Origin of the sequence: Halomonas sp. ATBC28, from assembly GCF_005937175.1 — a bacterium.
Lineage (GTDB): Bacteria > Pseudomonadota > Gammaproteobacteria > Pseudomonadales > Halomonadaceae > Vreelandella > Vreelandella titanicae.
Map to the genome: position 1 here is coordinate 183,267 of NZ_VCQL01000001.1, position 25,762 is coordinate 209,028.

Annotated in this window: 22 protein-coding genes; 12 read left to right on the top strand and 10 right to left on the bottom strand. The window is 56.2% G+C overall.

The annotated features are described in order from the left end of the window. Positions 1-125: 125 nt before the first annotated feature. The 4 genes from preA to E0L35_RS00865 form a co-directional block, all read right to left on the bottom strand. Positions 126-1,460, bottom strand: a complete 1,335-nt coding sequence (preA, locus tag E0L35_RS00850; RefSeq protein WP_138799333.1) for an NAD-dependent dihydropyrimidine dehydrogenase subunit PreA — start codon at positions 1,458-1,460, stop codon at positions 126-128. Next, entirely contained in the window at positions 1,457-2,836 is a 1,380-nt protein-coding gene (locus tag E0L35_RS00855) for an NAD(P)-dependent oxidoreductase (protein ID WP_022521816.1), read from the bottom strand. Before E0L35_RS00855 ends, preA begins: the two co-directional genes overlap by 4 nt. A gap of 34 nt (positions 2,837-2,870) precedes the next feature. Then, positions 2,871-4,310 (bottom strand): dihydropyrimidinase, encoded by a 1,440-nt coding sequence (gene hydA, locus E0L35_RS00860; RefSeq protein ID WP_138799334.1) that lies wholly within the window; start codon positions 4,308-4,310, stop codon positions 2,871-2,873. A 62-nt stretch (positions 4,311-4,372) separates the two neighbouring features. Beyond that, positions 4,373-5,239: a nitrilase-related carbon-nitrogen hydrolase gene (locus tag E0L35_RS00865; RefSeq protein WP_138799335.1), complete on the bottom strand. Its 867-nt coding sequence runs from the start codon at positions 5,237-5,239 to the stop codon at positions 4,373-4,375. Between the two features lie 616 nt (positions 5,240-5,855). Between E0L35_RS00865 and E0L35_RS00870 the strand changes: the two genes are divergently transcribed. Further along, positions 5,856-7,373: an NCS1 family nucleobase:cation symporter-1 gene (locus E0L35_RS00870; protein ID WP_009285884.1), complete on the top strand. Its 1,518-nt coding sequence runs from the start codon at positions 5,856-5,858 to the stop codon at positions 7,371-7,373. A 14-nt stretch (positions 7,374-7,387) separates the two neighbouring features. On the opposite strand, the gene E0L35_RS00875 is transcribed toward E0L35_RS00870, so the two are convergent. Then, positions 7,388-8,290, bottom strand: coding sequence for a LysR family transcriptional regulator (locus E0L35_RS00875; protein ID WP_138799336.1), 903 nt, complete (start codon positions 8,288-8,290; stop codon positions 7,388-7,390). Between the two features lie 204 nt (positions 8,291-8,494). Between E0L35_RS00875 and E0L35_RS00880 the strand changes: the two genes are divergently transcribed. Continuing rightward, positions 8,495-11,203 (top strand): EAL domain-containing protein, encoded by a 2,709-nt coding sequence (locus E0L35_RS00880; RefSeq protein WP_027957025.1) that lies wholly within the window; start codon positions 8,495-8,497, stop codon positions 11,201-11,203. Here E0L35_RS00880 and E0L35_RS00885 read toward each other — a convergent pair. The 5 genes from E0L35_RS00885 to E0L35_RS00905 are packed head-to-tail and all read right to left on the bottom strand — an operon-like array spanning position 11,200 to position 16,035. Then, positions 11,200-12,216: a CobW family GTP-binding protein gene (locus E0L35_RS00885; RefSeq protein ID WP_138799337.1), complete on the bottom strand. Its 1,017-nt coding sequence runs from the start codon at positions 12,214-12,216 to the stop codon at positions 11,200-11,202. The genes E0L35_RS00880 and E0L35_RS00885 overlap by 4 nt on opposite strands. Positions 12,217-12,219: 3 nt before the next feature. Then, the gene (moaA, locus tag E0L35_RS00890; protein WP_022521823.1) at positions 12,220-13,272 is read right to left on the bottom strand and encodes a GTP 3',8-cyclase MoaA; all 1,053 of its coding nucleotides are present in this window, start codon (positions 13,270-13,272) and stop codon (positions 12,220-12,222) included. Next, on the bottom strand, positions 13,269-14,540 hold the full coding sequence (gene glp / locus E0L35_RS00895) for a gephyrin-like molybdotransferase Glp (RefSeq protein WP_138799338.1): 1,272 nt from the start codon (positions 14,538-14,540) through the stop codon (positions 13,269-13,271). The genes moaA and glp overlap by 4 nt, the downstream gene beginning before the upstream one ends. Further along, on the bottom strand, positions 14,537-15,163 hold the full coding sequence (gene mobA, locus E0L35_RS00900) for a molybdenum cofactor guanylyltransferase MobA (RefSeq protein WP_009285880.1): 627 nt from the start codon (positions 15,161-15,163) through the stop codon (positions 14,537-14,539). Before mobA ends, glp begins: the two co-directional genes overlap by 4 nt. Beyond that, positions 15,160-16,035: a formate dehydrogenase accessory sulfurtransferase FdhD gene (locus E0L35_RS00905; RefSeq protein WP_138799339.1), complete on the bottom strand. Its 876-nt coding sequence runs from the start codon at positions 16,033-16,035 to the stop codon at positions 15,160-15,162. Before E0L35_RS00905 ends, mobA begins: the two co-directional genes overlap by 4 nt. A 198-nt stretch (positions 16,036-16,233) precedes the next feature. Between E0L35_RS00905 and E0L35_RS00910 the strand changes: the two genes are divergently transcribed. The 10 genes from E0L35_RS00910 to moaB all read left to right on the top strand — a co-directional run bounded on the left by E0L35_RS00910 (position 16,234) and on the right by moaB (position 25,748). Further along, on the top strand, positions 16,234-16,674 hold the full coding sequence (locus E0L35_RS00910) for a DUF3305 domain-containing protein (RefSeq protein WP_022521827.1): 441 nt from the start codon (positions 16,234-16,236) through the stop codon (positions 16,672-16,674). Then, on the top strand, positions 16,671-17,309 hold the full coding sequence (locus tag E0L35_RS00915) for a DUF3306 domain-containing protein (protein WP_138799340.1): 639 nt from the start codon (positions 16,671-16,673) through the stop codon (positions 17,307-17,309). Before E0L35_RS00910 ends, E0L35_RS00915 begins: the two co-directional genes overlap by 4 nt. A gap of 194 nt (positions 17,310-17,503) precedes the next feature. Next, complete coding sequence (locus tag E0L35_RS00920; protein WP_138799341.1) at positions 17,504-19,231, top strand: 4Fe-4S dicluster domain-containing protein; 1,728 nt, start codon at positions 17,504-17,506, stop codon at positions 19,229-19,231. Between the two features lie 4 nt (positions 19,232-19,235). After that, positions 19,236-19,850, top strand: coding sequence for a molecular chaperone TorD family protein (locus E0L35_RS00925; protein ID WP_138799342.1), 615 nt, complete (start codon positions 19,236-19,238; stop codon positions 19,848-19,850). A gap of 66 nt (positions 19,851-19,916) precedes the next feature. Beyond that, on the top strand, positions 19,917-20,117 hold the full coding sequence (locus E0L35_RS00930; RefSeq protein WP_022521831.1) for a twin-arginine translocation signal domain-containing protein: 201 nt from the start codon (positions 19,917-19,919) through the stop codon (positions 20,115-20,117). 24 nt (positions 20,118-20,141) lie between these two features. Then, positions 20,142-22,994, top strand: a complete 2,853-nt coding sequence (locus E0L35_RS00935) for a molybdopterin-dependent oxidoreductase (RefSeq protein ID WP_009285876.1) — start codon at positions 20,142-20,144, stop codon at positions 22,992-22,994. A gap of 64 nt (positions 22,995-23,058) precedes the next feature. Beyond that, a complete protein-coding gene (gene fdh3B / locus E0L35_RS00940; protein WP_022521832.1) occupies positions 23,059-23,673 on the top strand; it encodes a formate dehydrogenase FDH3 subunit beta in 615 nt (204 codons plus the stop codon). Between the two features lie 11 nt (positions 23,674-23,684). After that, complete coding sequence (locus tag E0L35_RS00945) at positions 23,685-24,785, top strand: formate dehydrogenase subunit gamma (RefSeq protein WP_138799343.1); 1,101 nt, start codon at positions 23,685-23,687, stop codon at positions 24,783-24,785. Between the two features lie 103 nt (positions 24,786-24,888). After that, positions 24,889-25,221: a DUF1244 domain-containing protein gene (locus E0L35_RS00950; protein ID WP_088701875.1), complete on the top strand. Its 333-nt coding sequence runs from the start codon at positions 24,889-24,891 to the stop codon at positions 25,219-25,221. 5 nt (positions 25,222-25,226) lie between these two features. After that, positions 25,227-25,748: a molybdenum cofactor biosynthesis protein B gene (gene moaB, locus E0L35_RS00955; protein ID WP_022521835.1), complete on the top strand. Its 522-nt coding sequence runs from the start codon at positions 25,227-25,229 to the stop codon at positions 25,746-25,748. Positions 25,749-25,762: the final 14 nt, after the last annotated feature.

Consider the following 25,762-nt stretch of genomic DNA (forward strand, 5'->3'; position numbering starts at 1 on the left):
CAAGGATGCTGACTTTTGTCGCTACTGGGTGATGGAACAGTATGTTGCAGAAAACGCGACCGCCCTCACAAACTGAGGGCGGTGGGTAGCGCTAACGGCTGTTTAAAAAAAAGAGGGTAAAGAGGTTAAGAGGCGACCCGGAAAGGATTGCGTGGGTCGTTATCCCAGGCCAGGAAGGGTTGGCCGGTCTCCTGGGGCACCATGGTGATGCAGTTATCTACTGGGCAAGTGATCTGGCAAAGGTTACAGCCCACACACTCCTCTTCGATCACTTCATAGCGTCGCGCGCCGTCCTGCTCGGTGAGCTTGGCAATCGACTGGTGGGAGGTATCCTCGCAGGCGATATAACAGCGGCCGCACTCGATGCACAAATCCTGATCGATCTTGGCGATGGTTTTGAAGTTGATGTCGAGGTGTTTCCAGTCGGTGGTTTGCGGTATCGCCTTACGGGAGAACGCCTCGATGGAGTCGTAGCCTTTTTCCGCCATCCAGCGAGAGAGGCCGTCTTTCATCTCATCCACAATCCTAAAGCCGTTGAGCATCGCTGCCGTACACACCTGCACGCTGCCGGCACCTAGGGCGATAAACTCCGCCGCATCCCGCCAGGTGGAAATGCCGCCAATGCCGGAAATGGGTAGCGTTGGAGTGGACGGATCACGGGCAATTTCTGCCACCATGTTCATCGCGATAGGCTTCACGGCGCTGCCACAGTAGCCGCCGTGAGTGCTCTGGTGGCCCACGGTGGGCTTGGCGACCATATTGTCCAGGTCGATACTGGTAATCGAGTTGATGGTATTGATCAGCGATACCGCGTCGGCCCCGCCGCGCAGCGCCGCCTGGGCACCGACGCGAATATCGGTGATATTAGGTGTGAGTTTGACGATGACTGGTTTGGAGTAGTGCTTCTTGCACCAGTAGGTGACTTTCTCGATCAGGTCGGGGTTTTGGCCCACCGCCGCGCCCATGCCGCGCTCCGGCATTCCGTGGGGGCAACCCAGGTTGAGCTCGATGCCGTCCGCGCCAGTGGCTTCCACTAGCGGCAGAATGTAGGCCCAGGCTTCTTCATTACAGGGCACCATAATGGAAACGATCAGCGCACGATCGGGCCAGTCCTTTTTCACCTGAGTGATTTCTTTAAGGTTGATCTCCAGCGAGCGGTCGGTAATCAGCTCGATATTGTTAAAGCCGATCACCTCGCGGTTTTTTCCGTAGTGGGCTGAGTAGCGGGAGGAGACATTCACCGCAGGCGGCTCTTCGCCAAGGGTTTTCCATACCACGCCGCCCCAGCCAGCTTCATAGGCGCGTACCACGTTGTAGGCTTTATCGGTGGGCGGTGCAGAGGCCAGCCAGAATGGATTGGGGGCTTTAATACCGGCAAAGTTAACCGATAGGTCAACGCCATTGACCACGCTGTCACCGCTGTCTTTCTTACCCGGTGGTGTAAAAGTGAGTGTGTTCATGCGGCCTCCTGCTTGGCGACAAGCGCCTGATGAATGGCGTGAGCCGCCAGTTTGCCGTGTTGCACGGCCTGAACGGTAAGGTCTTGACCGGGCTTCACACAGTCGCCACCGGCATACACATTGGGCAGTGAGGTTTGGAACATCTCATTAACGTGAATGCGCTCGCCGTCCCGGGCAAGCTCAGCGGCGGTGGTATCGCTTAGGCTCGCGCCTTCGAAGCCTTGGCCGATGGCGGTGAAGACAGCATCGGCGGCGATCTCAAAGGTTTCTCCAGTAGGGGTTAAGCGGCCCGCTTGATCATGGGTCTTGGCAAAGCGCATGCCCGTCACGCGGCCTTGATCATCCAGCAGAATCTCGTCGGGCTGGGCCCAGGTCACCATCCGCACGCCGTTGGCTTTGGCAATCTCTTGTTCATGGTCGGTGGCGGACATGGCTTCAATGCCGCGACGGTAAACCAGCGTTACCTCCGTAGCGCCCAAGCGGGCCATTTGGGTGGCCATATCGATAGCGGTATTGCCCGCGCCAATCACGATACAGCGTTTGGCCACCGCAAGGCTGCCCAGATCGTCGGTCTGGCGGAGAACCTTGATGTAGTCCACCGCAGGCATCAGACCGGGTGCTTGCTCCCCGGTTAAACCCAGGGCACGGCTAGCGCCCAGGCCCAAGCTGAGAAATACGCTATCGTACTGATTATGGAGCGTAGCAAGCTCCAGGTTTGCGCCCAGCCGTTGGTCGTACTGGATCTCGATGCCACCGATCTCAAGCAAGAATTCCACTTCCTTGCGGGCGAAGTCGTCGGTCATTTTGTAGCGGGCGATGCCGTGCTCGTTCAGCCCGCCAGGCTTTTGTTCGGCTTCAAAGATGGTCACCTGATGACCGAGCATCGCCAGTCGGTGCGCGCAGGAGAGCCCGGCAGGTCCGGCGCCGACCACGGCCACATGACTGCCGGTAGAAGTGGCGCGTTTGAAGGGGTGACCGTCGAACTGCATGTGGTCGGTGGCATGACGCTGCAGCAAACCGATCAGCACCGGCTGGCATTCGGCGTCGTGGTTGCGCACGCAGCTGCGCTCGCAAAGAATTTCCGTGGGGCACACCCGGGCGCAGCTGCCGCCTAAAATGTTGGCTTCCAGAATGGTTTCCGCCGCGCCGTTGATATTGTTCTCGCTGATCTGGCGAATAAAGCTGGGAATATCAATATCCGACGGGCAAGCTTCGACGCAGGGCGCATCAAAGCAATAGAGACAACGCTGACTTTCGATCATCGCCTGGCGATGGGTCAGCGGCGGATGTAGATCGCTAAAGTTGCTTGCCAGCGTATCCGGGTCGTAGGTGCCGACCTCTTTTGCGCTGGGTAGGTGGTTCAGTGGGCTAGTCACAGTAAAGCCTCCGCTGTTGTTATGGGCACAGCTGTTATCTTTTTACGGCCATCGGCGCATTCAGCTCGGCGCGCTTGGCCAGCAATTCGAAGACACCGGGGTAGGCGGGGCGCTCCAAATAGCGGCCCGCACCGCGCTCGGCACGCAGCTCACCATCCCGCCACACCCATTTGCCCTTGCTAATGGTGTGACGGGCAATGCCGCGCACCGTTTTGCCCTCGAAAATGTTGAAATCGACGTTCTGGTGGTGGGTTTTGGCAGAAATCGTCCGGGTGCCGTTGGGATCCCACACCACGATATCTGCATCGGCCCCTACTTGAATCGCCCCTTTGCGCGGGTAGAGGTTGAAAATCTTGGCGGTGTTGGTCGATGTCAGCGCGACAAACTCCTGGGGCGACAGCTTGCCGGTGTTGACGCCTTCATCCCACAACACGGCGAGGCGGTCTTCCACGCCAGCGGTGCCGTTGGGGATTTTAGTAAAGTCATCCTTGCCCGCGGCTTTCTGATCGGCACAGAAACAGCAGTGGTCGGTGGCGGTGGTTTGCAGATTGCCCGACTGCAAGCCGTGCCAGAGCGCTTCCTGGTGGCCCTTGGGCCGGAAGGGCGGGCTCATCACGTGGGCAGCGGCGCGGCCCCAGTCGGTATCCTGGTAGACGCTATCGTCGATGAGCAGGTGCCCGGCTAAGCATTCGCCATAAACCGGATGACCCTGCTGGCGGGCGTAGGCAATTTCATCCACGGCATCTTTGGTGGACACGTGAACCAGATAGATCGGTGCGCCCAGGGTGCTGGCAATGCGAATCGCCCGGCTGGCCGCTTCGCCTTCCACCTGGGGTGGGCGCGAAAGCGGATGGGCTTCCGGCCCGGTCATGCCCTGGGCGAGCAGTTTTTGCTGCATGTGGTAGACCAGCTCACCGTTTTCGGCGTGAACCGTAGGCACCGCGCCTAGCTCCAGACAGCGCGAGAAGCTTTCCACCAGAATGTCATCAGTGGCCATGATCGCGCCCTTGTAGGCCATAAAGTGTTTGAAGCTGTTCACCCCGTGTTCATGAACCAGGGTGCCCATTTCCTCTCGCACGCTATCGTCCCACCAGGTAATCGCCACGTGGAAGGCAAAATCGGTGGCGGCTTTTTCCGCCCAGCCTTGCCAGGTTTCGAAGGCCTCAAGGAGCGACTGACCTGGCTGTGGGATCACGAAGTCGATGATCGAAGTGGTGCCCCCGGCCAAGGCCGCGGCGGTGCCGGTATAGAAATCTTCGCTGGCCACGGTGCCCATGAACGGCAGTTGCATGTGCGTATGGGGATCGATACCGCCGGGCATCACCAGTTGATCGCTGGCATCGACAATTTCACACCCTTCAGGGACATCTAGATCGGTGCCAATCGCATGGATTTTACCGTCGACACACAGTACGTCTGCGCGGTAGGTATCGGCGTGGGTGACCACGGTGCCGCCCTTGATTAATAAGCTCATCGTTCGCTCCTGTTGTTTTTAAATAGAAAACTTAACCAGCAACCTGTTTTTTACCAGCAGAATCATTCACCGTCGGTCAGGCGGGTATAGGTTTCCGGGCGACGGTCGCGGAAGAACTGCCAGTTGTTGCGTACCTCCCGCACCATGTCCAAATCGATCTCGTGCACCAGCAGCTCGTCTTCTGTTTCGCTGGCCTGAGCTTCGATTTTGCCGCGGGGGTTAACGATATAGCTGGAGCCGTAAAAGTCGCCGATGTTCCACGGCGCCTCGGTTCCAACTCGATTGATCGCAGCGATAAAGCAGCCATTGGCGGCGGCAGAGGCAGGTTGCTCTAACTCCCACAGGTATTGGGAAAGACCGGCCACGGTGGCGGAAGGGTTGAAAATCACCTCAGCGCCGTTGAGAGCAAGCGCCCGCCAGCCTTCGGGGAAGTGACGGTCGTAGCAGATATACACGCCGATTTTGCCGTAGGCAGTATCGAACACTGGCCAGTTGGATTTTCCCGGCTTGAAGAAGAATTTTTCCCAAAAACCGGCTACTTGGGGAATATGGGTTTTGTGGTACTTGCCTAAGTAACTGCCGTCAGCGTCGAATACCGCTGCGGTGTTGTAGTAAACACCGGTTTCAGTCTCTTCATACACCGGCACGATGATCACCATGCGGTGCTCGGCGGCGAGCTTCTGCATCATCTGGCAGGTAGGGCCTTCCGGTACCCGCTCGGCGGCGGCGTACCACTTGCCGTCCTGGCTGGGGCAAAAGTAGGGCTGGTTAAACACTTCCTGGAAGCAAAGCACCTGCACGCCCTGGTCAGCCGCTTGCTGAATCATTGGCAGATGTGCCTCGTTCATGGCGTCGCGAATAGCTTCTGGTTCAAGGTCGGTGCTGGTTTTCAGGCCCATCTGAATCAACCCGATTTTCATCTTCTGCATGAGACGCTCCCTCTGATTGTTGATGTGTAGCGTATGTTTGTAGTGTTCTTGAAACTAGTTTTGTAAAGCTGACGAAATAGACAGCTTTTGTTGAAAGTAGCGCTGGGTAGGTGGTTTTAGCAAGTCTTTAAAGGAGATTTGTTAAATCGTCTTTAACTCATTGAGTTTGCTTATTTTTATTGTTCCATTTGGTGATATTCACTTTTTTGGTGAGGTCTTGCACTGTTTTGGATGGTTTTTTTATTCTTTTAAAATCATTGGTTTGGTATATTTCTAGCGAGTGTTTTTGGTTTTTTTCTGTTTGAAATTGGTGCAAATATTTTTTTTGATCTAGCTTTGTTTAGTTGGTTTTTGTTTTAGGTGGGAAAATATAAAGATAACAAGCTAACAATAATAATGTTGTCCAGGAAGGCAGCTTTTTAATCAATGAGTTAATTGACCTGCTTTTTCAAGTAGGCATGCTTATTGCTTGTTTTCTAAAAGCTATGGTTTCTAAGAACGATGGTTTTGAAAAACAATGGTTTCTAAAAGCCATGATTTCTAAGCGCCTTTTTGAAAAGCTCCACTGGCCGTGGGAGCTAGGCAGCGCAATAACGCAATGCTGAGGAGATAAAAAATGACCGAAACAACCTCTCAGATGGTGGATCGAGGTGGGCTGATAGAGCTAGATGTAGGGGACGATGTACGCAGTAGTTCGCGCTTTAATGAGGATATTGCGCCTACCCAGGCCAGCGAGCGCACCTGGAGTAAGTGGAATATTGCGGCACTCTGGGTAGGCATGTCGATCTGCGTGCCCACCTACACCCTAGGCGGGGTATTAACCGCCTACTTCGGGCTGAGCGTGGGGGAGGCGTTGTTTGCCATTTTGTTGGCCAACGTGATCGTGCTGATTCCTCTTACCTTAAACGCCTTTCCCGGTACGAAGTTTGGTATTCCTTTTCCGGTGGTTTTACGCTCTTCGTTCGGTATTTTAGGTTCCAACGTACCCTGTCTGGTGCGCGCCCTGGTCGGCTGCGGCTGGTTTGGTATTCAAACCATGTTTGGCGGTTTGGCCATTCATCTGTTGCTCTCCGAGTTGATTCCCGCTTGGGCTGCGATGGGCGGTGTTGGTGAAGTCATCGGCTTTTTTGTCTTTGGTGCGATGAATCTCTATGTGGTGATTCGTGGTGCAGAGTCGATTAAATGGTTGGAAACCTTCGCCGCACCGCTGCTGTTAGCCGTTGGTGTTGGGCTGATGATATGGGCGTGGCCAAATATGTCGATGTCCGAACTACTGGCACAGCCGCCGTCGCGGCCTGAAGGGGCATCGGTATACGGCTACTTCTTCGCGGGCTTAACCGCCATGGTGGGTTTTTGGGCCACGCTGTCGCTGAATATTCCCGATTTCAGTCGCTTTGCCAAAAGCCAAAAAGATCAGATCGTTGGTCAGGTGATTGGGCTGCCGCTAACGATGTTTTTCTTTGCCGCACTCGGTGTCGTGTTAACCGCTGCTTCCGAAACGCTGGTAGGGGAAACCGTTGCCGACCCGGTACGTTTGATTGGCTATATCGACAGCCCCTTCTGGGTGGTACTGGCGATGCTGTTGATCATTATCGCCACGATCTCTACCAATACGGCTTCTAACATCGTGTCGCCTACCAACGATTTTCAGAACATTGCGCCCAAATTGATTAACCAGACGCGCGGCGTGCTGATGACTGGCGCGGTGGGCGTGTTGTTGATGGGCTACGATCTGCTGCAAAAAGCGGGCGTTATTCCGCCAGGGGTTTCTCTGGAGCAGATGTACTCCAACTGGCTGCTGGGTTACTCCAGCCTGCTGGGGCCCATCGCGGGCATCATGGCGGTGGACTACTTCCTGATCAAAAAGCAGCGTTTGGATGTGCCCAGCCTGTATATGGATAACCATGCTTATCCTGCGGTGAACATCGCGGGTTTTATCGCCTTTGGCGTGCCAGTGGCGCTTACGTTGCTATCGCTGTTAACTGGCACCATGAACTGGTTCTACGACTACGGCTGGTTTACCGGCTCGGCGCTGGGGGCAATTGTTTACTATGTGGCAAGCCAAGTGTTGGCGTCATCGCCCCAGGCGGGGCCAGCGCCGATAATGGCCAATGAGGCAACCGAGCAGCGTTAAACATACTGCCGGGTTTAGCTGCTTTTGATTAAGCGTAGAAACGCATCGACCACTCGGTTGGGGCGGCGGTCGTGGCGGGTGATCAGCACAAAGGGGATGCGGTAGTGCTGCGTGTTGGCATGCAACGCTCGCATCTTGCCCGCTGCCACCCACTGTGCAGCTACGTGTTCAGGCAGAAAGCCGATAAATCGCCCGGTAAGAATCAAAAAAGCGGCGCCTTCTCGGTCGGATGCTGAGGCACGAAGGCTTAGCGCATCATGCGCCTGTCGGGCCTCAACCGGTAGCGGATAGCGGGGCGAAATAGCCGAGTGTTGGGCGATATCTGCACAGCTAAGCGTATCATCATCCTCAGTAAACAGCGGATGGCCAGCCGCGCAGTAAAGATACGATGGCTCGTCGTAAAGGTGCCGCGCTTCTAAGCTGGTGGGCAGGTTCACTGCAGGTACTACGCCGACGTGCAAGTGGCCATCCATGACGCCTCTAATGACCGCGTCAGAAGGCTCCATATGAATGTGCAGCGTTACCTCATGCTCCGGCGCGCTAAGCTCTGCCAGGGCGTTGGTCACGTGCATGGCGGGTAGCGTTACCAGGTTGTCGGTGATGCCGATATTCAGCTCGCCTTTGATCGTTTGATGCAGCGCGTTAACGTCGCTTTTAAACGTTTCAAGCGCGGTCAGTAGCGTTAACCCTGCCTGATAAATCTCTTTACCCTCTTCGGTTAAACTAAACCCGCCACGCCCCCGCTGGCAGAGCGAAAACCCCAGCCTCCCCTCCAAGTCGTTCATGTGTTGGCTAATCGCCGAACGACTAATGCCCAGCGTGGTTTCCGCCGCGGTAAAGCCACCGCACTCAACGACCGTCTTAAAAATACGGATTAGGCGTATCTCGTAGTCGCTCATTTGGCCCAGCGATGCCATAACAATTTCCTGGTAGATTGGCTATCCATGCATAACGTCACGCTTTTCAGGGCATTAACGGTGATAAAAACTGATATACATCCTAAAAGCACCGCGGCACTATCGGATAAAGCCACGTGTCAGCGCGTGTTATGTATCATTTTTAGTTACTTTTTACACTGTATCAGGTGTCCCCCTGGGTTACCTGAATAAGGCTTCTGCGCGATGTCCGCTACCTCCAATGATGTAAATGATGATGTATTGAAAGCCACCAAGACTTATCGCCAACAGCGCCGCCATGTGATTGCGCTATATCTGCTAGCACTGCTTGTCATGATGGTGCTTTTCGGCTGGCTGCTGAGTGAACAGTATCGGCAAGAAATTGAGGCCGCCGAGTCGCGGATTACCGCCCGCGCTAATGTGGTTGCTGAGTGGGCAAAAGGCGTATTTGCACAAAGCGGGCAAGCGCTTTTTGGGCTTGCTGAGATGCTAACCCTGCAAGGCATGCCAGATAGCGATAATGCCCAGGCCCTTCAGCGCTCGCTAGAAAACCTGACCCTGTATGTGCCCATGGTGGACGAAATCGCTGTGTTGAGCGCTGAAGGTCGAGTAATGGCGAGTGGCCGCAGCAGCCGAAGAGCAGGTGCTGATATCAGCGATACGACGTTGTTTAATGCCTTTAAGCAAGCAGGACAAGAAGAACTGATTACCCCGCTTTACTGGTCTATCAGTGACCAACGCTACTATTTGTACCATGGTCGACGATTAGAAACCTCGTCCGGCGAGTTTGCTGGGGTGGTCATCTCTAGCATTGTACCTGAAGTGTTTGCCGACGCCCTGGAGCAGATGAGTGTCTATGACGGCGAGAGCATTGCCCTGGTCGACCCCGGATTAAAATTTATTGCTCGCTACCCGACCCCCGAAAAGCCATTTTCGATTGGCAGTCAAATTGAGAGCCCAGAAACGGCCGAGTGGCTTACCCGTGGTGAGTCCACATGGTCAATCAACATTGACTCACCTATTGATGGCCGCAAACGGCTGTTTCGCATGCTGAGAGTAGGCGAGTATCCGATGCTGGCTGTGGTTGGCGTTGATCTTCACGAATTGCTCTCGGCCTGGCGGCAGCGTGCTTTGATTTTAATGTTGGTGACGGCAGTGATTGCCCTGCTGGGTGCTTGGGGGGCGCGCCACTACCTGAATCGTTTAGCGTTGTCGCATCAACTACGTCAGCGTATTGAGGAGCGTGAACAGGCCCGTGCCGAGGCCCAAATCGCCGCTGCCGCCTTCCAGACGCACTTAGGCATCCTTATTACCGATCCACAGGGCATCATTCTTAAGGTGAATGAGACCTTCAGCCGCATTACCGGCTATAGCGAAGCGGAGATAGTGGGTAACAATCCGCGCATGTTTAGCTCTGGGCTACAAAACGCCGCCTTTTACCGCCGTTTATGGAAGCGTGTTATCAAAACCGGCAACTGGGAAGGCGAGATATGGAACCAGCGTAAGAATGGTGAACTGTTTCCCGAGTGGCTAACCATTAGCGCTGTCTACAGCGTTGAGGGCACCTTAACTCACTACGTAGCCACCATGAGTGATATCAGCGAGCGTAAAGCCGCTGAACAAGAGATTCATCAGCTAGCATTTTATGACACCTTAACCGGGTTGGCCAACCGGCGGCTGTTTATGGATCGCATAGGTAATGCCCTTAAAGAGCTTCAGCGCCATCAGCGTTGCGGCGCACTGCTATTTATCGATATCGATAACTTTAAGCAAATCAATGACACTCTGGGGCACTATGCGGGGGATCAAGTATTGCAGAGCGTTGCTCGGCGAATGGGGCAGATGTTGCGCGATACCGATACCTTGGCGCGGCTGGGAAGCGATGAATTTGCGGTATTAATCGAAGGCGTGGATAGCAATTACGCTCAAACCACCCGGCTGGCAGAGCGTATTGCGCACAAGCTGCTGGCAACTCTTAACGAATCAATCACTCTGGCCGAAGAGAGCATCACGGTGACGGGGAGTATTGGTATTGCGATCATGGCCAGCAATGAGTACGGCGTGGATGACTACCTGCAGCAGGTAGATATGGCGCTCTTTCAGGCTAAGAACAACGGCCGCCATGGCGTGTGCTTTTTTGACCCCTCGATGCAGGCTGCGCTTCTGGCCCATGTGAAATTAGAAGCGGATCTGCGCCAAGCGCAGGCCAGCCAGCAGTGGCAGCTCTATTATCAGCCCCAAGTGGATCACCATGGCGTGATCACTGGCGTTGAGGCGCTGCTGCGCTGGCATCATCCTGAACGCGGCATTGTTTCACCAGGCGATTTCATTCCGCTGCTGGAAAGCAATGAGCTGATAAACGATGTAGGCGAATGGGTATTGGAAGATGCCTGCTATCAATTAGCGCGTTGGGCGCAGCATCCACGGCTAAGCAAACTGACCATATCGGTGAATATTAGTCCGCTTCAGTTTCGCGATGAGCAGTTTCTGGCTCGTGTAGAGGGGGTGTTTGCGCGCACTCAGGCGCCGCTTCAGCGGCTAAAACTGGAGGTGACCGAGTCACTGTTTGTGGAAGCGCGAGACGACGCCAGAGATAAAATGCTTGCCCTTAAAGCGCGCGGTGTACGCTTCTCTCTGGATGATTTTGGCACCGGCTACTCGTCCCTGGCCTATTTAGCGCAACTGCCGCTGGATCAACTGAAAATTGACCAATCCTTTGTGCAGCAGGTGCTCGAAAGCCAAGCCAACGCAGCGATTGTCGAGAGTACCATTGCCCTGGCAGAGAGCCTCAATCTAGAGGTCATTGCAGAAGGCGTAGAGACCAAAGCGCAGCAGGCGTGGCTACTGGCGCACGACTGTCACGCTTATCAAGGCTATCTGTTTGGGCGGCCGGTTACCGCAGAGGCCATCGAGAGATTGATTACGGGCGCTTAACCCAGCGTCAGTAAGCGGAGTTGGCCTTCGATATCGAGAGCGGGGCTTGTATCGGGAAGAATAACTTCCAGCCGGGAGTCTTGCCGCCACGCGCTGCTTTCAACGCTCAGTGTACCTCCGGCGCGGTTAAAGCGTTTCCAGCCGCTATCGGTATGAAACACGCCTTTAATGCGTGCCTCTCTGGGGAGTTCTCCCAAACAGGTGGCCAAGCTATCCAGGTCGAAGCGCTCGTTTGGGTGCCAACGTAATCCCGTACTGGTGTAGCCCAGCGAAGTGCCGGTTTCACGCTGGGGCTTGCCGGGCGGGGGCGGAAAATCAAAAAAAGACCCGGCTAAGCTGGGTGTTGCCGCCAACTGTTGATGGTTTGCGGGTACGCTGATATCGCTCCCTTCGGCGCGTCCGCTCTGGGTCAACAGTCCTATGGGTAGTTCGCCTTGGGGAGCTTCCTGCACCCATTTACGCGGCGGCCAGCGCTGTGCCACAAACGCATGAGCGGCGCCGAGCTGCTCGGGCGTGCTCTGGTCGAGCATGGTGAGTGCCACGGCATCGGCCATATCGAGCTGGTCGCGGAAGGTGTCGTGCGTTCGGGAGCGGGCGTCATCTAATCGGCGTGGGTCGAGAGTAGCAATAATATCGCATACCTCGACCACTTCCTGGAAGGCTTCCCCTCGCAGTAGATCCAACAGACCTGCCGGGTGGCCAAGGCCTGAGGGCTCGATGATGACGCGATCAGGCTTGCTGCGTGCGAGTAAATTCACCAGCGCCGCTTGCAGTACAAAGGCGAGCTGGCAGCAAAGGCAGCCGCCGGGAAGGCCCTTCACCACCACATCGTCACGGGCATCAAACATCGCCTGGTCGATGCCGATTTGGCCAAACTCGTTGACCAAAATGGCCCAGGTTTCATCCACAGGCTTCTGTTCGATGAGGCTGTGGATAAGCGTTGTTTTACCGCTGCCTAGAAAGCCGGTAATGATATGCACCGGCACTTTTGCCAACCGTTCTGACGCTGCCAACGCCTAGCCCCCTGTCATATTCATAAAGCGTACTACCTGCACATCACCATCGGTGGTGAAGTGATGGCGTTCTGGCTTAAGCGGCAGGGCGTTGATGATCGCCTCTTTTAGCGCCTGCATATTACCGGGGTGACGGCGTAGCACGGCGCGAAGGTCGACCGAGTGTTCGTTGCCTAAGCACAGCAGCAAACGGCCTTCCACGGTCACGCGCACCCGGTTACAGGTATCGCAAAAGTTGTGGCTATGGGGGGAAATAAACCCAACCCGGCTGTCGCTATCGGCCATCTTGAAGTAGCGCGATGGGCCGGGTGTGGTTTCGGTCGTGGGGATCAGCGGATAGCGCGTTTCGATCAAGTCTTGAACGTCATCGCTGGAGTAGAAGGTTTCCGCCCGTGAGTGGTCAGAAACATCGCCCAGCGGCATCTCTTCGATAAAGCTAATATCGAGGTTTTCCTGGCGTGCAAAGGTGACCAGGTCTATTACTTCGTCGTCATTGCGACCTTTTAAGATCACCGCGTTGAGCTTGATGCGTTTAAAGCCCGCTTCCTGGGCGGCATGAATGCCGTCGATCACTTTGGCTAAATCGCCGGTGCGGGTGAGCTGCTTAAAGCGCTCCGCATTTAGCGAGTCCAGACTAATGTTCAGCCGCCGCAGACCGCTTGAGTAAAGCTGCTTGGCGTGCTTGCGTAGGCTGGCGCCGTTAGTGGTCATGGTGAAGTCGTTAAGGCCTGGCATGGCGCCGATTTCATCGACCAGTTGCTCAATTCCGCGGCGTACCAGCGGTTCGCCGCCGGTAAGGCGAATTTTCTCGACCCCCAACTCAGTGAAGGCGCGCGCCACCATGGCGATCTCTTCCAGCGTCAGTACCTGGGCGCGGGGCAGAAACGTCATCTCCTCGCTCATGCAGTACACGCAGCGGAAATCGCAGCGATCGGTGACCGAGATGCGCACGTAGCTAATGCGCCGACCAAAGTCGTCGATCAGTTGCTGGTCAGCGTCTGGCTGGACAGATCGCTGCTGATTAGCTTGTGGTTGTGCGGGTCGTTGCTCGGTCATAGCCATCCCGTTAGTGGTTGTATGCTGACTACCTCGCCTGGCTGGGCGCCTGCCTGGTCGTCGGCAAGCTCAATCAAGCAGTTAGCAGCCACCATCGAGGTTAAAATGCCCGAACCCTGGGCGCCGGTACTACGCACGAGTAACCGTCCTTCGCTATCAGTATGGTAAACGCCACGGATAAAGTCAGTGCGCTTCAAGCGACTTTTTATGGCGGTGTCGGCAATCGCAGTAAGGCGATGGGGTGTTGATGTCGGCTGCCCATACAGCCGATCCAGCAGCGGCGAGACAAACTGTAGAAAGGTTACCATGACCGCCACTGGATTGCCGGGCAAGCCAACAAACGGTGTGCGCTTTTCACCCAGCCAGCCGCAAGCCATGGGGCGCCCAGGTCGCAGCGCTACCCGCCAGAAGGCTAGGCGGCCTAACTGTTCCAGAGCCTCACGGGTAAAGTCAGCCTGGCCAACGGAAACACCGCCGCTGGTGATTACCAAATCGCTCTGCTCTGCAGCGTCTTCAAGGGCCGTTTTAATGGCGTTTAAATCGTCTGGGAGAATGCCCAGGTCAATGACATCGGCGCCGTGTTCGGCAAGCAAGCCCATCAGGGTGAAGCGATTGGCATCGTATATACCTGCTTTGGGCAGCGGCTCACCGGGAGCAGCGACTTCATTGCCAGTGGAAAAGATCGCCACCCTTGGGCGCTGACATACGGCAACATCTGCGTAACCTAACGACGCTAAAAGCCCTAGGGCCGCCGCATCGAGCCGTGCTCCCGCAGGCAGTGCCGTGTCGCCGAGGCCAATATCCTCACCGGCCTGGCGAACATGTTGGCCGTGTTTGAGGAGTTCTGGCGACTCGATGATCACATGCCCAGGCTGCTCATCTAACGGTTCGCGGAGCTGTTCACTCATCACCACGGTATCGGTGCCCGGCGGCAGTGGGGCACCGGTGGTGATGCGTACACAGTGACCGGCAGGTACTAATTCGCGGCGATACTGACCGGCCAACACCTCTCCAGCCAACGGCCAGCGGGTCTGCTTGGCTCCAACACCTTCTCTGGGCAAGGCTAGCGCTACGCCGTCCATGGCCGCATTGGTATTTTGCGGCACGTTAATGGGGGCTTTCACGGTTGTGGCCAATCGGCGACCATGAGCCTGCGCCAGCGGAATCCGTTCGCTGCCCAGCGGGCGTTCAATCAAGGTGGCGAGCGCCTGACGCGCTTCGTCCACGCTGAGCATCTGCTCGCCAAGATCAAAGCAGGAGAGGGTCATTTCACCTCCTTGCTCGAAGAACCCATGAGTACTTTTTCCAGGTGCAGCTTCTCTTCCTCAGTATTAAGGTTAGCAAAGGCATCAGGGCAGTCCGACATATCAACCTTGCACCAAGCATGGCGAGCGTACCAACGATCGATCTTACGCTCGCCCTCGGCCAAGGTGGCGGCCAAATCATCGGCCAGCGAGGTGCGCAGTAGTGCAACTACCGGGTGCAGCCGTTCGCCATCAAAAGCCACAGCGATATCATGCTGGCCAATACCTTGTACCATGCGCGCCACTAAATCGTCAGGTAGGGCGGGGGAGTCGCAGGGAACGACCAGTAGCCACGGCGTTTTTGCCGCCTGCAGGCCGCTATAGATCCCCATCAAAGGGCCTTTAAAGCCGCCTTCGGCACCGTCCATTACAACATCCGCTATAACGCGATCGGCAAAAAAGCGGTAGGCGTCAGCATTGCGGTTGGCGTTAATCAGTAGCTCGGCCACCTGACCTTCAAGGCGCTTCACCACATGGCCGACGAGTGGCAGGCCCGCAAAAGGCTCCAGCCCTTTGTCACGACCGCCCATTCGGCGCCCTTCGCCGCCCGCGAGAACCATGCCAGTGAGGTCGTGAGTAGGGATCATGAGCTTGCCTTTTTTGATGAGCGGTATTCTTGCGATGAACGGGCATGGGATGGGCGCGGTGGAATAGCGTCCAGGGCTAAACGGTTTTGGGTGTTGATCGCTTGGAAATGGCGCCCTTTGGCGCGGGCAATTAACATCACGCCGAAGCGTTCGGCCAGTTCGACGCCTTTTTGGGTGACGCCTGAGCGAGAAACCAGCACGCTAATGCCCATTTGTGCCACTTTGAGTACCATTTCGGAAGTCAGTCTCCCAGTGGTGTAGAAAATATCCGCATTGGCGCTGTCGGCCTGTTGTAGCCATTGGCGCCCCGCCAAGGTATCCACCGCGTTATGCCGTCCTACGTCTTCAACAAAGTCGAGTACGTCGGTTTGCTGGCACAGCGCGCAGCCATGAACGGCGCCAGCGCTGCGGTAGGTCTCGTTGTAGGCGTTAAGGTTTTGCAGCAGCTGATAAAGCGTGGATTGTGCCAATTGAGTATCGGGCAGCGCCGTGAGAGCGGTTTGGTCGAGCAGTTTACCAAATACCGTGCCCTGGCCGCAGCCGGTGGTGACCGTACGGGTGCTTAAGCGTATTTCTAAATCCTCGGGCAGATGGCGAGTAATCACTACCGCGGCTTCTACTTCCCAATCGACTTGCACGGCCTCTAAATCAGCCGCGGCGTTCAGCAGCCCCTGATTGCGCAGATAGCCGACCACCAGAGCCTCCGGGTCGTCACCCAAGGTCATCAAAGTGACAATTTCACGCTTGTTGAGGTAGACCGTCAACGCTCTTTCAGCGGCAATCGCCTGCTGGCGTGCATCGCCATACTCGTCAACGATGCTGATCTCGGTAGTGGCCGGTAAGCGGGCTCGGCTTAACTGAGGGGCGTGCATCCGCAATCCTCGCTGCTGATATGAAAGCATCTGAGCCTGATAAAATACCTGAGTAAAAAGGTCAGAGTTGACGATGATGGCGCTGGAGAGGCTTACTTGTCTACCTGTTCGACTGCTATCCGTTCAAAGTCTAGGTGCTTCGCTTAAGTACTGTGCTCAAGTGCTGTGCTTAGATACTTCGCTAAGGGGTTTAACGCGATGTCTGATAATTTACGTTCACTGAGTATCACCCTGGTCGCCGAGGCTAAGCAGGTGAAAAGCTTTACGCTAACCCAGTGGCGTATTGCAGAGCTTACCCTGAGTGATCAGGGCCCCAATGTGCTTAACCTGCAGTTGTCGATGACCGAGCGTGCTGCTTACCGTTTCAACCTGACGTCTGCCACCCCACGGCTATTTGTGCGAGCGGGTTTTACTGGGCAAACACCCAAACCTGATGCGATTACCGCTAGTCAGGACGTGGCAGCCGGTTGGATGGACGGTGAGCAGCAGGTGCTCGAAGCACCAATGCCCATGGCCATTCAGGTCTGGATTGAGAGCTACCTCGCACGCCACGGCGAAGCGCCGATGGAGATGCGCAAGAAAAAACGCAAAGGAGCGGGGCGCGCCAAAGAGACCCCCACCAAGGAGCAGCCGCAATGAGCCGCCTAGAGCGCTGGTCGCGCCTAAAACGCAACGTTCCCCAAGAGCAAGATGCGCCGCCGGTTACAGAGCCCGTTGAGGAACTGGCGGCCAAATCGGATATTTCACCTGATGCCGCGCAGGAAGCGCCAGAGCAGGCATCACTAGAACAGTCTCCTGCAGAACAATCGCCTTCAGAACCAGCACCTAAGCCTGGCAGCTTAGACCACACCTTGCCCGACCCTGAAACGCTGGAAGCGGGCAGCGACTTCAGCGCCTTTATGGTGCCAGGAGTAAGCGGAGCCCTGCGGCGGCGTGCTTTGAAACGCCTGTGGGCCACCGGCAACTACAACGTTCGCGACGGCCTGGATGACTATGATGCCGACTACAATCAGCTGTTAAAGCCCATGGACTCCGAGCTCGCCAGCAAACTGCGCCGCTGGACGCATAAAGTGGAAGAGGCGGTTGATAAGCCGTTAGACGAGCCCGAGTCTCCAAAAGAGTTGGCAGAGAACGAGCAAACAAGTGAGAAGCCGGTCGCGCTAGAGGACGACTCCTCAACACCTCGCGATGATGGTGTCAAAACTGTAGAAAACACCTTGCTAGACGACCAGTCTGATTATTTATCTGATACTAAGATGAAAACATGGGATTAGTAATAAAGTTATAAAAAATCAAAATCTTGGGTGTGTTGGTCGTCGCCAGCGTTGGCAGCGTTGACGGTAATTAATTTGGCAAAATACGTATTTCGCCATAGGCTGAACTTAGCTTCTACGCATTGTTATGCCACAATAGTTAAATCATATAACTCAAAATTATAATAAGAATTATTCACTGACCGTGAGAACGCATGAACCAACGAATCCAACTGGCGTCGCTAGACGACCAGCGTAATGCCGAGGCTCGGGAGACGGTACGCCAGCGTATCTCCTGGCCCGCTAACCTAACGCCTGCCAATGTGACCTATCACAGCCGTGGTCATGCGCTACTGCTTGGCAGTGAGCGCGATACTCGGCAAGCCGCACGTATTCTGCAAGGGCGTGGTTTGGCTTCATTGACGCTGGTTTTCACCGCGCCCAACAGCGTAGATGTTGACGAAGAGGTGAATGATAGCGAATTGTACGCTGCGACCGAGATCCTCACCACCCAGGCGCTAACTAATGCCCAGGCTGAAAAGCTGCACATTAGCGGCCATTTGGGCATGTTCAAAGCGGTAATTGGTGGTGATGAGCCGCTTGATCTTGCCCGTGCGCTGATCGAGCGAGAGGCGTTTGACCTAGTCCTGGATTTAAATGCCTCTCCTTGCCTACCGGTGGAATTACCACCGCCTGGCTATGTGGTAATGCAGTGGCAGAATGTCGAGCAGCGCAACGACATCCTCGACGACTTTGTGGGGCTGGTGGGCGAATTCGACAAGCCGCGTTATTTTCAGGTCAATAGCGACTTATGTGCCCACTCTACCAGCGGCAACATTGGCTGTACCCGCTGTTTGGATGTTTGCCCTGCGGATGCCATCTCCAGCATTCAGGGGCGGATTGAATCTCACATCGAGATTGATCCCTTTCTCTGCCAAGGCGTGGGCAGTTGCACCAGTGCCTGTCCCACTGGCGCTATCGAATTTCGCCTACCGGAAACGCGCCGCCAGCAGGATACGCTCTCTGCTTGGCTGGGCGCCTACCGCGAAGCGGGTGGTCAAGCGCCGGTGCTGCGTTTTATTACCCATGATTCCCAAGATGCTGAGCGCGCAGCGGGCGTAGTGCCCGCAGGTCATGTCATCGATGCACCGCTTGAGGAGCTGGGAGCAGCGGGGCACGACCAGTGGTTAACTGCCCTGGCCTCAGGGGCCGCCGAAGTGCGTATCCAGCTGCACCCCAATATGCCCGCCCGCTTAAGCGCCTTTTTGACCGACCAGCTCGCCCAAGCGCACGCCCTGTTAGACGCCTTAGGTCATGATCGCGCTCGCGTAAAGCTGATCGAGAGAGCCGATGATGCAGGCCGGGATGCGCTACCGGCACTCACCCCGTTGACAGAGTCACCGCTAAGCCTGCCTGAGCCAGAAAAGCGTGCGCGTTTGAACCGCGTGCTGGCTCGACTGGCTGAATTGGGTAACCCCAGCGGCGAGCGGGTTGCCGTACCGGCAGGCGCTGCCTACGGCGCCATTCAAGTCGATAGCGACGCCTGCACGCTGTGCCACGCCTGTGTCAGCAACTGCCCGACCCCGGCATTAAAATCAGGCGGCAAAACGCCCGCGCTGAGCTTTCTTGAAGCGGACTGTGTGCAGTGCGGCTTGTGTGAGCAGGCTTGCCCGGAAAATGCGATTACTCTGATGCCCGGCTTCCTGGCATCCAATGTCCGCGAAACGCGCCACATCTGCCACGAAGAAGCCGCTTTTGAGTGCATCAACTGCGGTAAGCCGTTCGCCACTGTCAGCACGGTCGCTACTATTAAACAGAAGTTGGCTAACCACCCCTACTTCGCCGGCGAGGCGATGATCCGCCTGGAAATGTGCGAAGACTGCCGGGTAAAAGATGTCTGGAAAACCATGATTCGCGACCCTGACGCGCAACTGAAGGTATAAGCCGATGACGGATGCACTGCCTACGCTCAAAGAAGCGGATGCGCTACGCGCCGATATCTACCGGCTGTTAACCACGCTACTGCGCCAAGCGCCAGATCCAGAACTACTCGACTGGTTGGCTGAGCTAACTATCGAGCAAGATGGTAGCCGCCTAGCAGAGTGCTGGCAGTCGTTGGCGGTAGCGGCCAACGGTGCGGATGCTGAGAGACTGCAGCGAGCTCACTTTCGTCACTTGGTCGGTGTGATTCAAGGTGAGGTGGTGCCCTACGCCTCCTGGTACCGCAACGGCGAATTGATGGAGGCGGCGCTGGTGGCGCTGCGCCAAGACCTAAAAGTGCTTGGCTTTGAACGCAGTGAGCATACCCGGGATCCGGAAGATCATCTGGCTGCCCTGTGTGAAGTGATGGCGATGCTGATCGACGCCGAAAGCTCTGAGCAGGGTTATTTCTTTAGCCAACATTTAGCCCCCTGGGCGGCCAGCTGTTTTGCCGACCTGGGGCAGGTAGACACCGCTTTCTATGCAGCGCTGGGGCAGTTGGGTAGCGCTTTTATGGAGAGCGAACAGGCTCGCTTGAGGGTTGATGCGGGCCATACGCCAGTGCGTATTCTTGAGCCTTAACGCAGGCTTCATAAAAGAAACAGCAAAAAAAGACCCGCACAAAAAAGCATGCAAGAGGAGAAACCCATGCAACCGTCACACAACGCTGAGCGCCGCCGGTTTATGAAAACCGTTGGGTTGGGAACCGCCGCTGCTGGCGCCGCGGCAGCAGTCGGTCATGTCACTCTGGCACAGGCTGACACTGCCCCGGTAAAAAACGAAAAACCAACGGTTAACTACCGTGAGACCGATCACGTCCGTGCTTATTACGCCTCGCTGCGTGACTGACGGCGGAATGCCAGGAGATTTGCCATGCGCTTAACTCGCAAAACAGACACCCCCAAGGCCTCAGGGCTGGGTATTTCCCGTCGCCAGTTCCTCAAACGCAGCGGTGCAGCCACTGGTGGAATGGCCGCCGTTGGCTTTATGAGTGCGCCCATGATGCAGCGCTCAGAAGCAGCCGACAAAACCCCCGTGCTGGACTCGCCGGTCGAGACAAAACGCACCATCTGCTCCCACTGTTCGGTAGGTTGTGGCGTTTACGCCGAAGTTCAAGAAGGCATTTGGACTAAGCAAGAACCCGCTTTTGATCACCCTATCAATCGGGGTGCGCACTGCGCGAAAGGCGCTTCACTACGCCAGCACGGCCACTCCACGCGGCGCCTCAAGTACCCGATGAAGTTGGTCGCGGGTGAGTGGGAGCGTATGAGCTGGGATGACGCCATTAACGAGATTGGTGACAAACTGCTTGAGCTGCGCGAAGAGCACGGCCCGGATAGCGTTTACTGGCTGGGCTCGGCGAAGTTCAGCAACGAGCAGGCGTATTTAATGCGCAAGCTTGCCTCGCTGTGGGGCACCAACAATACCGATCACCAGGCGCGTATCTGCCACTCCACCACTGTGGCGGGCGTGGCGAATACCTGGGGTTATGGAGCGATGACCAACTCGCTCAACGATATGCATAACAGCAAGGCGATTCTGTTCATTGGCTCCAACCCCAGTGAAGCGCACCCGGTGGCGATGCAGCATATCCTGATCGCCAAAGAGCGCAACAATTGCGACATCATCGTCGCCGACCCGCGCTTTACCCGTACTGCCGCCAAGGCCAACAAATATGTGCGTCTACGTCCCGGTTCGGACGTCGCCTATATTTGGGGCTTGTTATGGCACATTTTTGAAAATGGCTGGGAAGACAACGAGTACATCAATCAGCGCGTTTACGGTATGGATGAAGTACGCGCTGAAGTCGCCAACTTCCCGCCCAGCGTTGTAGAAGAAGTCACCGGTGTCCCCGAAGCCGAGATGTACGATGTCGCTAAACGCCTCTCCGACAACCGGCCTGGCTGTGTGGTCTGGTGTATGGGCGGCACCCAGCACACCACCGGCAACAATAATACCCGCGCTTACTGCATTCTTGAGTTGGCGCTGGGGAATATCGGTGTGGCGGGCGGCGGCGCTAACATCCTGCGTGGCCATGATAACGTACAGGGGGCGACCGACCTGGGCCTTGGCTGCGATTCATTGCCTGGTTACTACGGTTTGGCGGAAGGTGCCTGGCAGCACTGGGCGCAGGTGTGGGATCTCGACTATGAGTGGCTTAAAGGCCGCTATGACGATACCGAGTATGCCGATGGTAAGCCCATGTACACTGCCGGTATTACCGTATCGCGCTGGGTCGATGGCGTGCTCGAAGAGGACGAGAATATCTCCCAGCGTACCGCGCTGAAAGCAATGTTCTACTGGGGCCACGCGGTTAACTCCCAGACTCGCGGCGTCGAGATGCAAAAAGCGATGCAGAAGCTTGAGATGATGGTCATCGTTGACCCTTATCCCACCGTTGCTTCGGTTATGCATGACCGTAGCGACGGCGTGTATCTGCTGCCAGCGGCCACCCAGTTCGAAACCACAGGCAGTGTCACCGCGACTAACCGCTCGATTCAGTGGCGTGACCGCGTGATTGAGCCGCTGTTTGAGTCCAAGCCCGACCACGAAATCATGTACCTGTTTGCTCGTAAGCTGGGCTTCGGTAATGAGTTGGTCAAGAACTACCAGATGAACGGCGACGAGCCGCTCATCGATGACATTCTGCGCGAAATCAACAGCGGTATGTGGACGGTCGGTTACACCGGGCAAAGCCCCGAACGCCTCAAAGAGCACCAGAAAAACTGGCACACGTTCAGCTTCGAGAATCTGCGCGCAGAGGGCGGCCCGGCGGACGGTGATTACTACGGCTTGCCGTGGCCCTGCTGGGGCACGCCAGAGTTCGGCCACCCAGGCTCGCCTAACCTTTACGACACCAGCGTGCCGGTGATGGAAGGTGGCATGGGCTTCCGTGCCCGTTTTGGTATCGAGCGTGACGGCGTCAACCTTCTGGCGGAAGGTTCAGCGCCGGTGGGGGGCGATATCGACGACGGCTATCCAGAGTTCAACGACCAACTGCTCAAAGACCTAGGCTGGTGGGACGACCTGACCGCCGAAGAGAAACAGGCGGCGGAAGGCAAAAACTGGAAAACCGACCTCTCTGGCGGTATCCAGCGTGTCACCATTGAGCATGGCTGCGCGCCTTACGGCAACGCCAAGGCACGCGCTGTGGTCTGGACTTTCCCCGACCAAGTGCCGAAGCACCGTGAGCCGCTCTACACCACGCGTCGCGATTTGGTTGAACGCTTCCCTACTTGGGACGACTTCGACTCCATCATGCGCCTGCCGACCATGTACAAAACCATTCAGGATCGCGACAACACTGGCGAGTATCCAATGATTCTCACCTCTGGGCGCCTGGTTGAGTATGAAGGTGGCGGTGAAGAGACGCGCTCCATGTCGTGGCTTGCCGAGCTGCAGCAGGAGATGTTTGTCGAAATTAACCCGGCGGACGCCAACGACCTCAGCATCAAAGATGGTGACGATGTTTGGGTAGAAGGGGCAGAAGGGGGCCGTGTGAAGGTCAAAGCCCTGGTCACTCCTCGCGTCGATCGTAACGTAGCGTTTATGCCGTTCCACTTTGGCGGCATGTTCCAGGGCGAAAGCCTGCGTGACCGTTACCCGGATGGGTCTGATCCGTACATCATTGGTGAGGCGGCCAATACCGCCACCACCTACGGCTATGACCCGGTGACACTGATGCAAGAGACCAAGTGCACCATCTGCCGCATTGAGCGGGCTTAAGCTTCGACCGACCTGACAGCACGGCGGTGCGGGAGCCATCCCGCACCGGCATGAGGAGAACACCATGGCTCAAATGAAATTTATGTGTGACGCCGAACGCTGCATTGAGTGCAACGGCTGCGTCACCGCCTGTAAAAATGCCAACGATGTCGAGTGGGGCATTCAGCGCCGTCGCGTGGTCACGCTCAACGACGGTGAAGCGGATGAAATGTCCATCTCCGTCGCCTGCATGCACTGTGACGACGCTCCTTGCATGGCGGTGTGCCCCACCGACTGCTTCTACAAAACCGATGACGGCATCGTGCTGCACGACAAAGACCTCTGCATCGGCTGTGGTTACTGCCTCTACGCCTGCCCGTTTGGCGCCCCGCAGTTTCCCCAGCAGGATGCCTTTGGTGAGCGCGGCAAGATGGACAAATGTACCTTCTGCGCGGGCGGCCCGGCCGAAAGCAAAGAAGAGGAGTACGAGAAGTACGGTTCCAACCGTATTGCCGAAGGTAAACTGCCGCTGTGTGCTGAGATGTGCTCCACCAAAGCGCTGCTTGCCGGTGATGCCCAAGACGTGGCCGATATCTTCCGTCAGCGTGTTGTCCATCGCGGGCACAAAGATGGCGCCTGGTCTAATAACCCTCAGGCCAGTGCCGACAACCTAGCCTATGATGCTGCCCATAAAGGGTAAGGAGGCGTGTCATGAACCTGTTGACTGCACAGGCATCCGGTGGGGTGCCACGCTCAGGTAAAGGGCTCGCCCTGGGTATTTGGCGCTTTATGTTGGTGGCGTTTGCTCTGGTGCTTAGCCTCGGCTTCACGCAAGTGGCGTTGGCTCAAGCGGATCCTGACCGTGAAATGAACACCGCTGCCCCCGGCATTACCGCCGACCAGTGGCGTCAGGTACGTAGTGGAGAGACCGGGCCTAACTACCGTGACTCGCGTTATGAAAGCGACTACAGCTTGATCAATGCAAGCGGTGAAACCTGGCGGCAGATTCGCAACCGCTGGGTGTCGCCGTTTGGTTTGATTGCGGTATTTGGCATGGCGGCGCTGATCGCGCTGTTCTACTTCATTGTCGGGCGTAAAGAGCTTGAGGCGCCACGCACGGGGCGTCTACTTTTGCGTTGGACGCTGATGAAACGCGCGCTGCACTGGACGGTAGCAACGCTGTTTATCATTCTGGCGCTGACTGGGATGACGCTGCTGTTCGGTAAATTCGTGTTCCGCCCACTGTTTGGCGATGGGATTTGGGCCTGGATGATTGCGGCGACAAAAGTGCTGCATAACTACCTGGGGCCGATCTTTGGCATTCTGCTGGTGATCCTGCTGTTCAGCTTGATCAAAGACAATATTCCCAAAAAGCACGACTGGGTATGGTTCAAGAAAGGCGGCGGTATGATTGGCAAAAAGCATGTGGATGCTGGTTTTGCCAACGGTGGTGAAAAAGCCTGGTACTGGCTGTTAGCGACGGTGGGAATCTTAGTGGTTGCCAGTGGCTTCGTGCTCGACTTCCCCAACTTCGACCAGGGCCGTGACACCATGCAGTGGGCCAATATTATCCACGCAGTGGGCGCATTGGGGCTTACGGCGGTTTCCCTCGGCCATATCTATATCGGCACGTTGGGTACCGAAGGCGCGCTAGAAGGTATGACCACGGGCTATGTGGATGAGACCTGGGCCAAAGAGCACCATAATCTTTGGTACGAAGAGGTCAAAGACCAAACGCTATCGGAACAAGAGGTGGCGGCCCGCAAGTCATCTGGCGGCAGCAGTGAACCGTCGGCAACGCGAACCAGTTAATAAGCATTTAATGGTCGCTAAGACACCGCCTTTCGGCGGTGTCTTTTGTTATGCTTCACCTTAAGTTATTAAATAACCCAAGCCATGTATGAGAGGAACGGTTATGTCAGCGTTTGATGAGTTAGACCCAACCACGCGCACCGAGCTTGAAGCCGCCGCGTTTCGGCGTTTGCTACAGCATCTGGACGATAACAAAGATGTCCAGAATATCGATCTGATGATTCTGGCGGACTTTTGCCGCAACTGCTTATCGAAATGGCTGGTTAGCGCTGCTGAAGCGCGGGATGAAAGCCTCAACTACGAAGAGGCCCGCGAGTACGTTTACGGTATGCCTTACAGCGAGTGGAAGGAGCTTTACCAGCCGCCCGCTACGCCTGAGCAAATGGCGGCCTGGGAAGCTCACCACGCCAAAAAGAAAGCAGCCAAACAAGGGTGACGTCAATGAGTGAGCCAATGGTGCCCCTCAACATAGCCGTACTCACGGTCTCGGATACCCGCACGGAAGAGACGGATCGCAGCGGTCAAGCCTTGGTCGAGCGGCTAACCAACGCCGGTCATACTCTCGTTGAAAAGCGCATAGTGCCTGACGATGTCTATCGTATTCGTGCGGTGGTCGCGAACTGGATCGCCGAGGCGGATGTGCAGGTAGTCATCACCACCGGAGGCACTGGCTTCACTGGGCGTGACTCTACCCCTGAAGCCATCTCGGTGCTGCTGGATAAGCGCATCGAAGGCTTTGGAGAACGCTTTCGTCAGCTAAGTGGTGAGGAAATTGGCAGTTCCACCATCCAGAGCCGCTGCCTCGGCGGCTTAGCCAACGCCACGGTAGTGTTCTGCCTGCCTGGCTCAACCGGCGCCTGCCGCACCGGCTGGGACGGCATTCTGGCAGAGCAATTGGATAGCCGCCACAAACCCTGCAACTTCGCTAATCTGGTCATCCCAGGTCGAGGCCAGCATGGTTGAATGAGTGGCATATT

Coding starts and splice junctions, on each gene's coding strand:
- preA (WP_138799333.1), bottom strand. CDS start 1,460: ATGAACACACTCACTTTTACACCACCGGGTAAGAAAGACAGCGGTGAC.
- mobA (WP_009285880.1), bottom strand. CDS start 15,163: ATGATCCCTACTCACGACCTCACTGGCATGGTTCTCGCGGGCGGCGAA.
- moaB (WP_022521835.1), top strand. CDS start 25,227: ATGAGTGAGCCAATGGTGCCCCTCAACATAGCCGTACTCACGGTCTCG.
- E0L35_RS00945 (WP_138799343.1), top strand. CDS start 23,685: ATGAACCTGTTGACTGCACAGGCATCCGGTGGGGTGCCACGCTCAGGT.
- E0L35_RS00920 (WP_138799341.1), top strand. CDS start 17,504: ATGAACCAACGAATCCAACTGGCGTCGCTAGACGACCAGCGTAATGCC.
- moaA (WP_022521823.1), bottom strand. CDS start 13,272: ATGACCGAGCAACGACCCGCACAACCACAAGCTAATCAGCAGCGATCT.
- E0L35_RS00930 (WP_022521831.1), top strand. CDS start 19,917: ATGCAACCGTCACACAACGCTGAGCGCCGCCGGTTTATGAAAACCGTT.
- E0L35_RS00875 (WP_138799336.1), bottom strand. CDS start 8,290: ATGGCATCGCTGGGCCAAATGAGCGACTACGAGATACGCCTAATCCGT.
- E0L35_RS00880 (WP_027957025.1), top strand. CDS start 8,495: ATGTCCGCTACCTCCAATGATGTAAATGATGATGTATTGAAAGCCACC.
- hydA (WP_138799334.1), bottom strand. CDS start 4,310: ATGAGCTTATTAATCAAGGGCGGCACCGTGGTCACCCACGCCGATACC.
- E0L35_RS00865 (WP_138799335.1), bottom strand. CDS start 5,239: ATGCAGAAGATGAAAATCGGGTTGATTCAGATGGGCCTGAAAACCAGC.
- E0L35_RS00950 (WP_088701875.1), top strand. CDS start 24,889: ATGTCAGCGTTTGATGAGTTAGACCCAACCACGCGCACCGAGCTTGAA.
- glp (WP_138799338.1), bottom strand. CDS start 14,540: ATGACCCTCTCCTGCTTTGATCTTGGCGAGCAGATGCTCAGCGTGGAC.
- fdh3B (WP_022521832.1), top strand. CDS start 23,059: ATGGCTCAAATGAAATTTATGTGTGACGCCGAACGCTGCATTGAGTGC.
- E0L35_RS00935 (WP_009285876.1), top strand. CDS start 20,142: ATGCGCTTAACTCGCAAAACAGACACCCCCAAGGCCTCAGGGCTGGGT.
- E0L35_RS00925 (WP_138799342.1), top strand. CDS start 19,236: ATGACGGATGCACTGCCTACGCTCAAAGAAGCGGATGCGCTACGCGCC.
- E0L35_RS00905 (WP_138799339.1), bottom strand. CDS start 16,035: ATGCACGCCCCTCAGTTAAGCCGAGCCCGCTTACCGGCCACTACCGAG.
- E0L35_RS00910 (WP_022521827.1), top strand. CDS start 16,234: ATGTCTGATAATTTACGTTCACTGAGTATCACCCTGGTCGCCGAGGCT.
- E0L35_RS00915 (WP_138799340.1), top strand. CDS start 16,671: ATGAGCCGCCTAGAGCGCTGGTCGCGCCTAAAACGCAACGTTCCCCAA.
- E0L35_RS00870 (WP_009285884.1), top strand. CDS start 5,856: ATGACCGAAACAACCTCTCAGATGGTGGATCGAGGTGGGCTGATAGAG.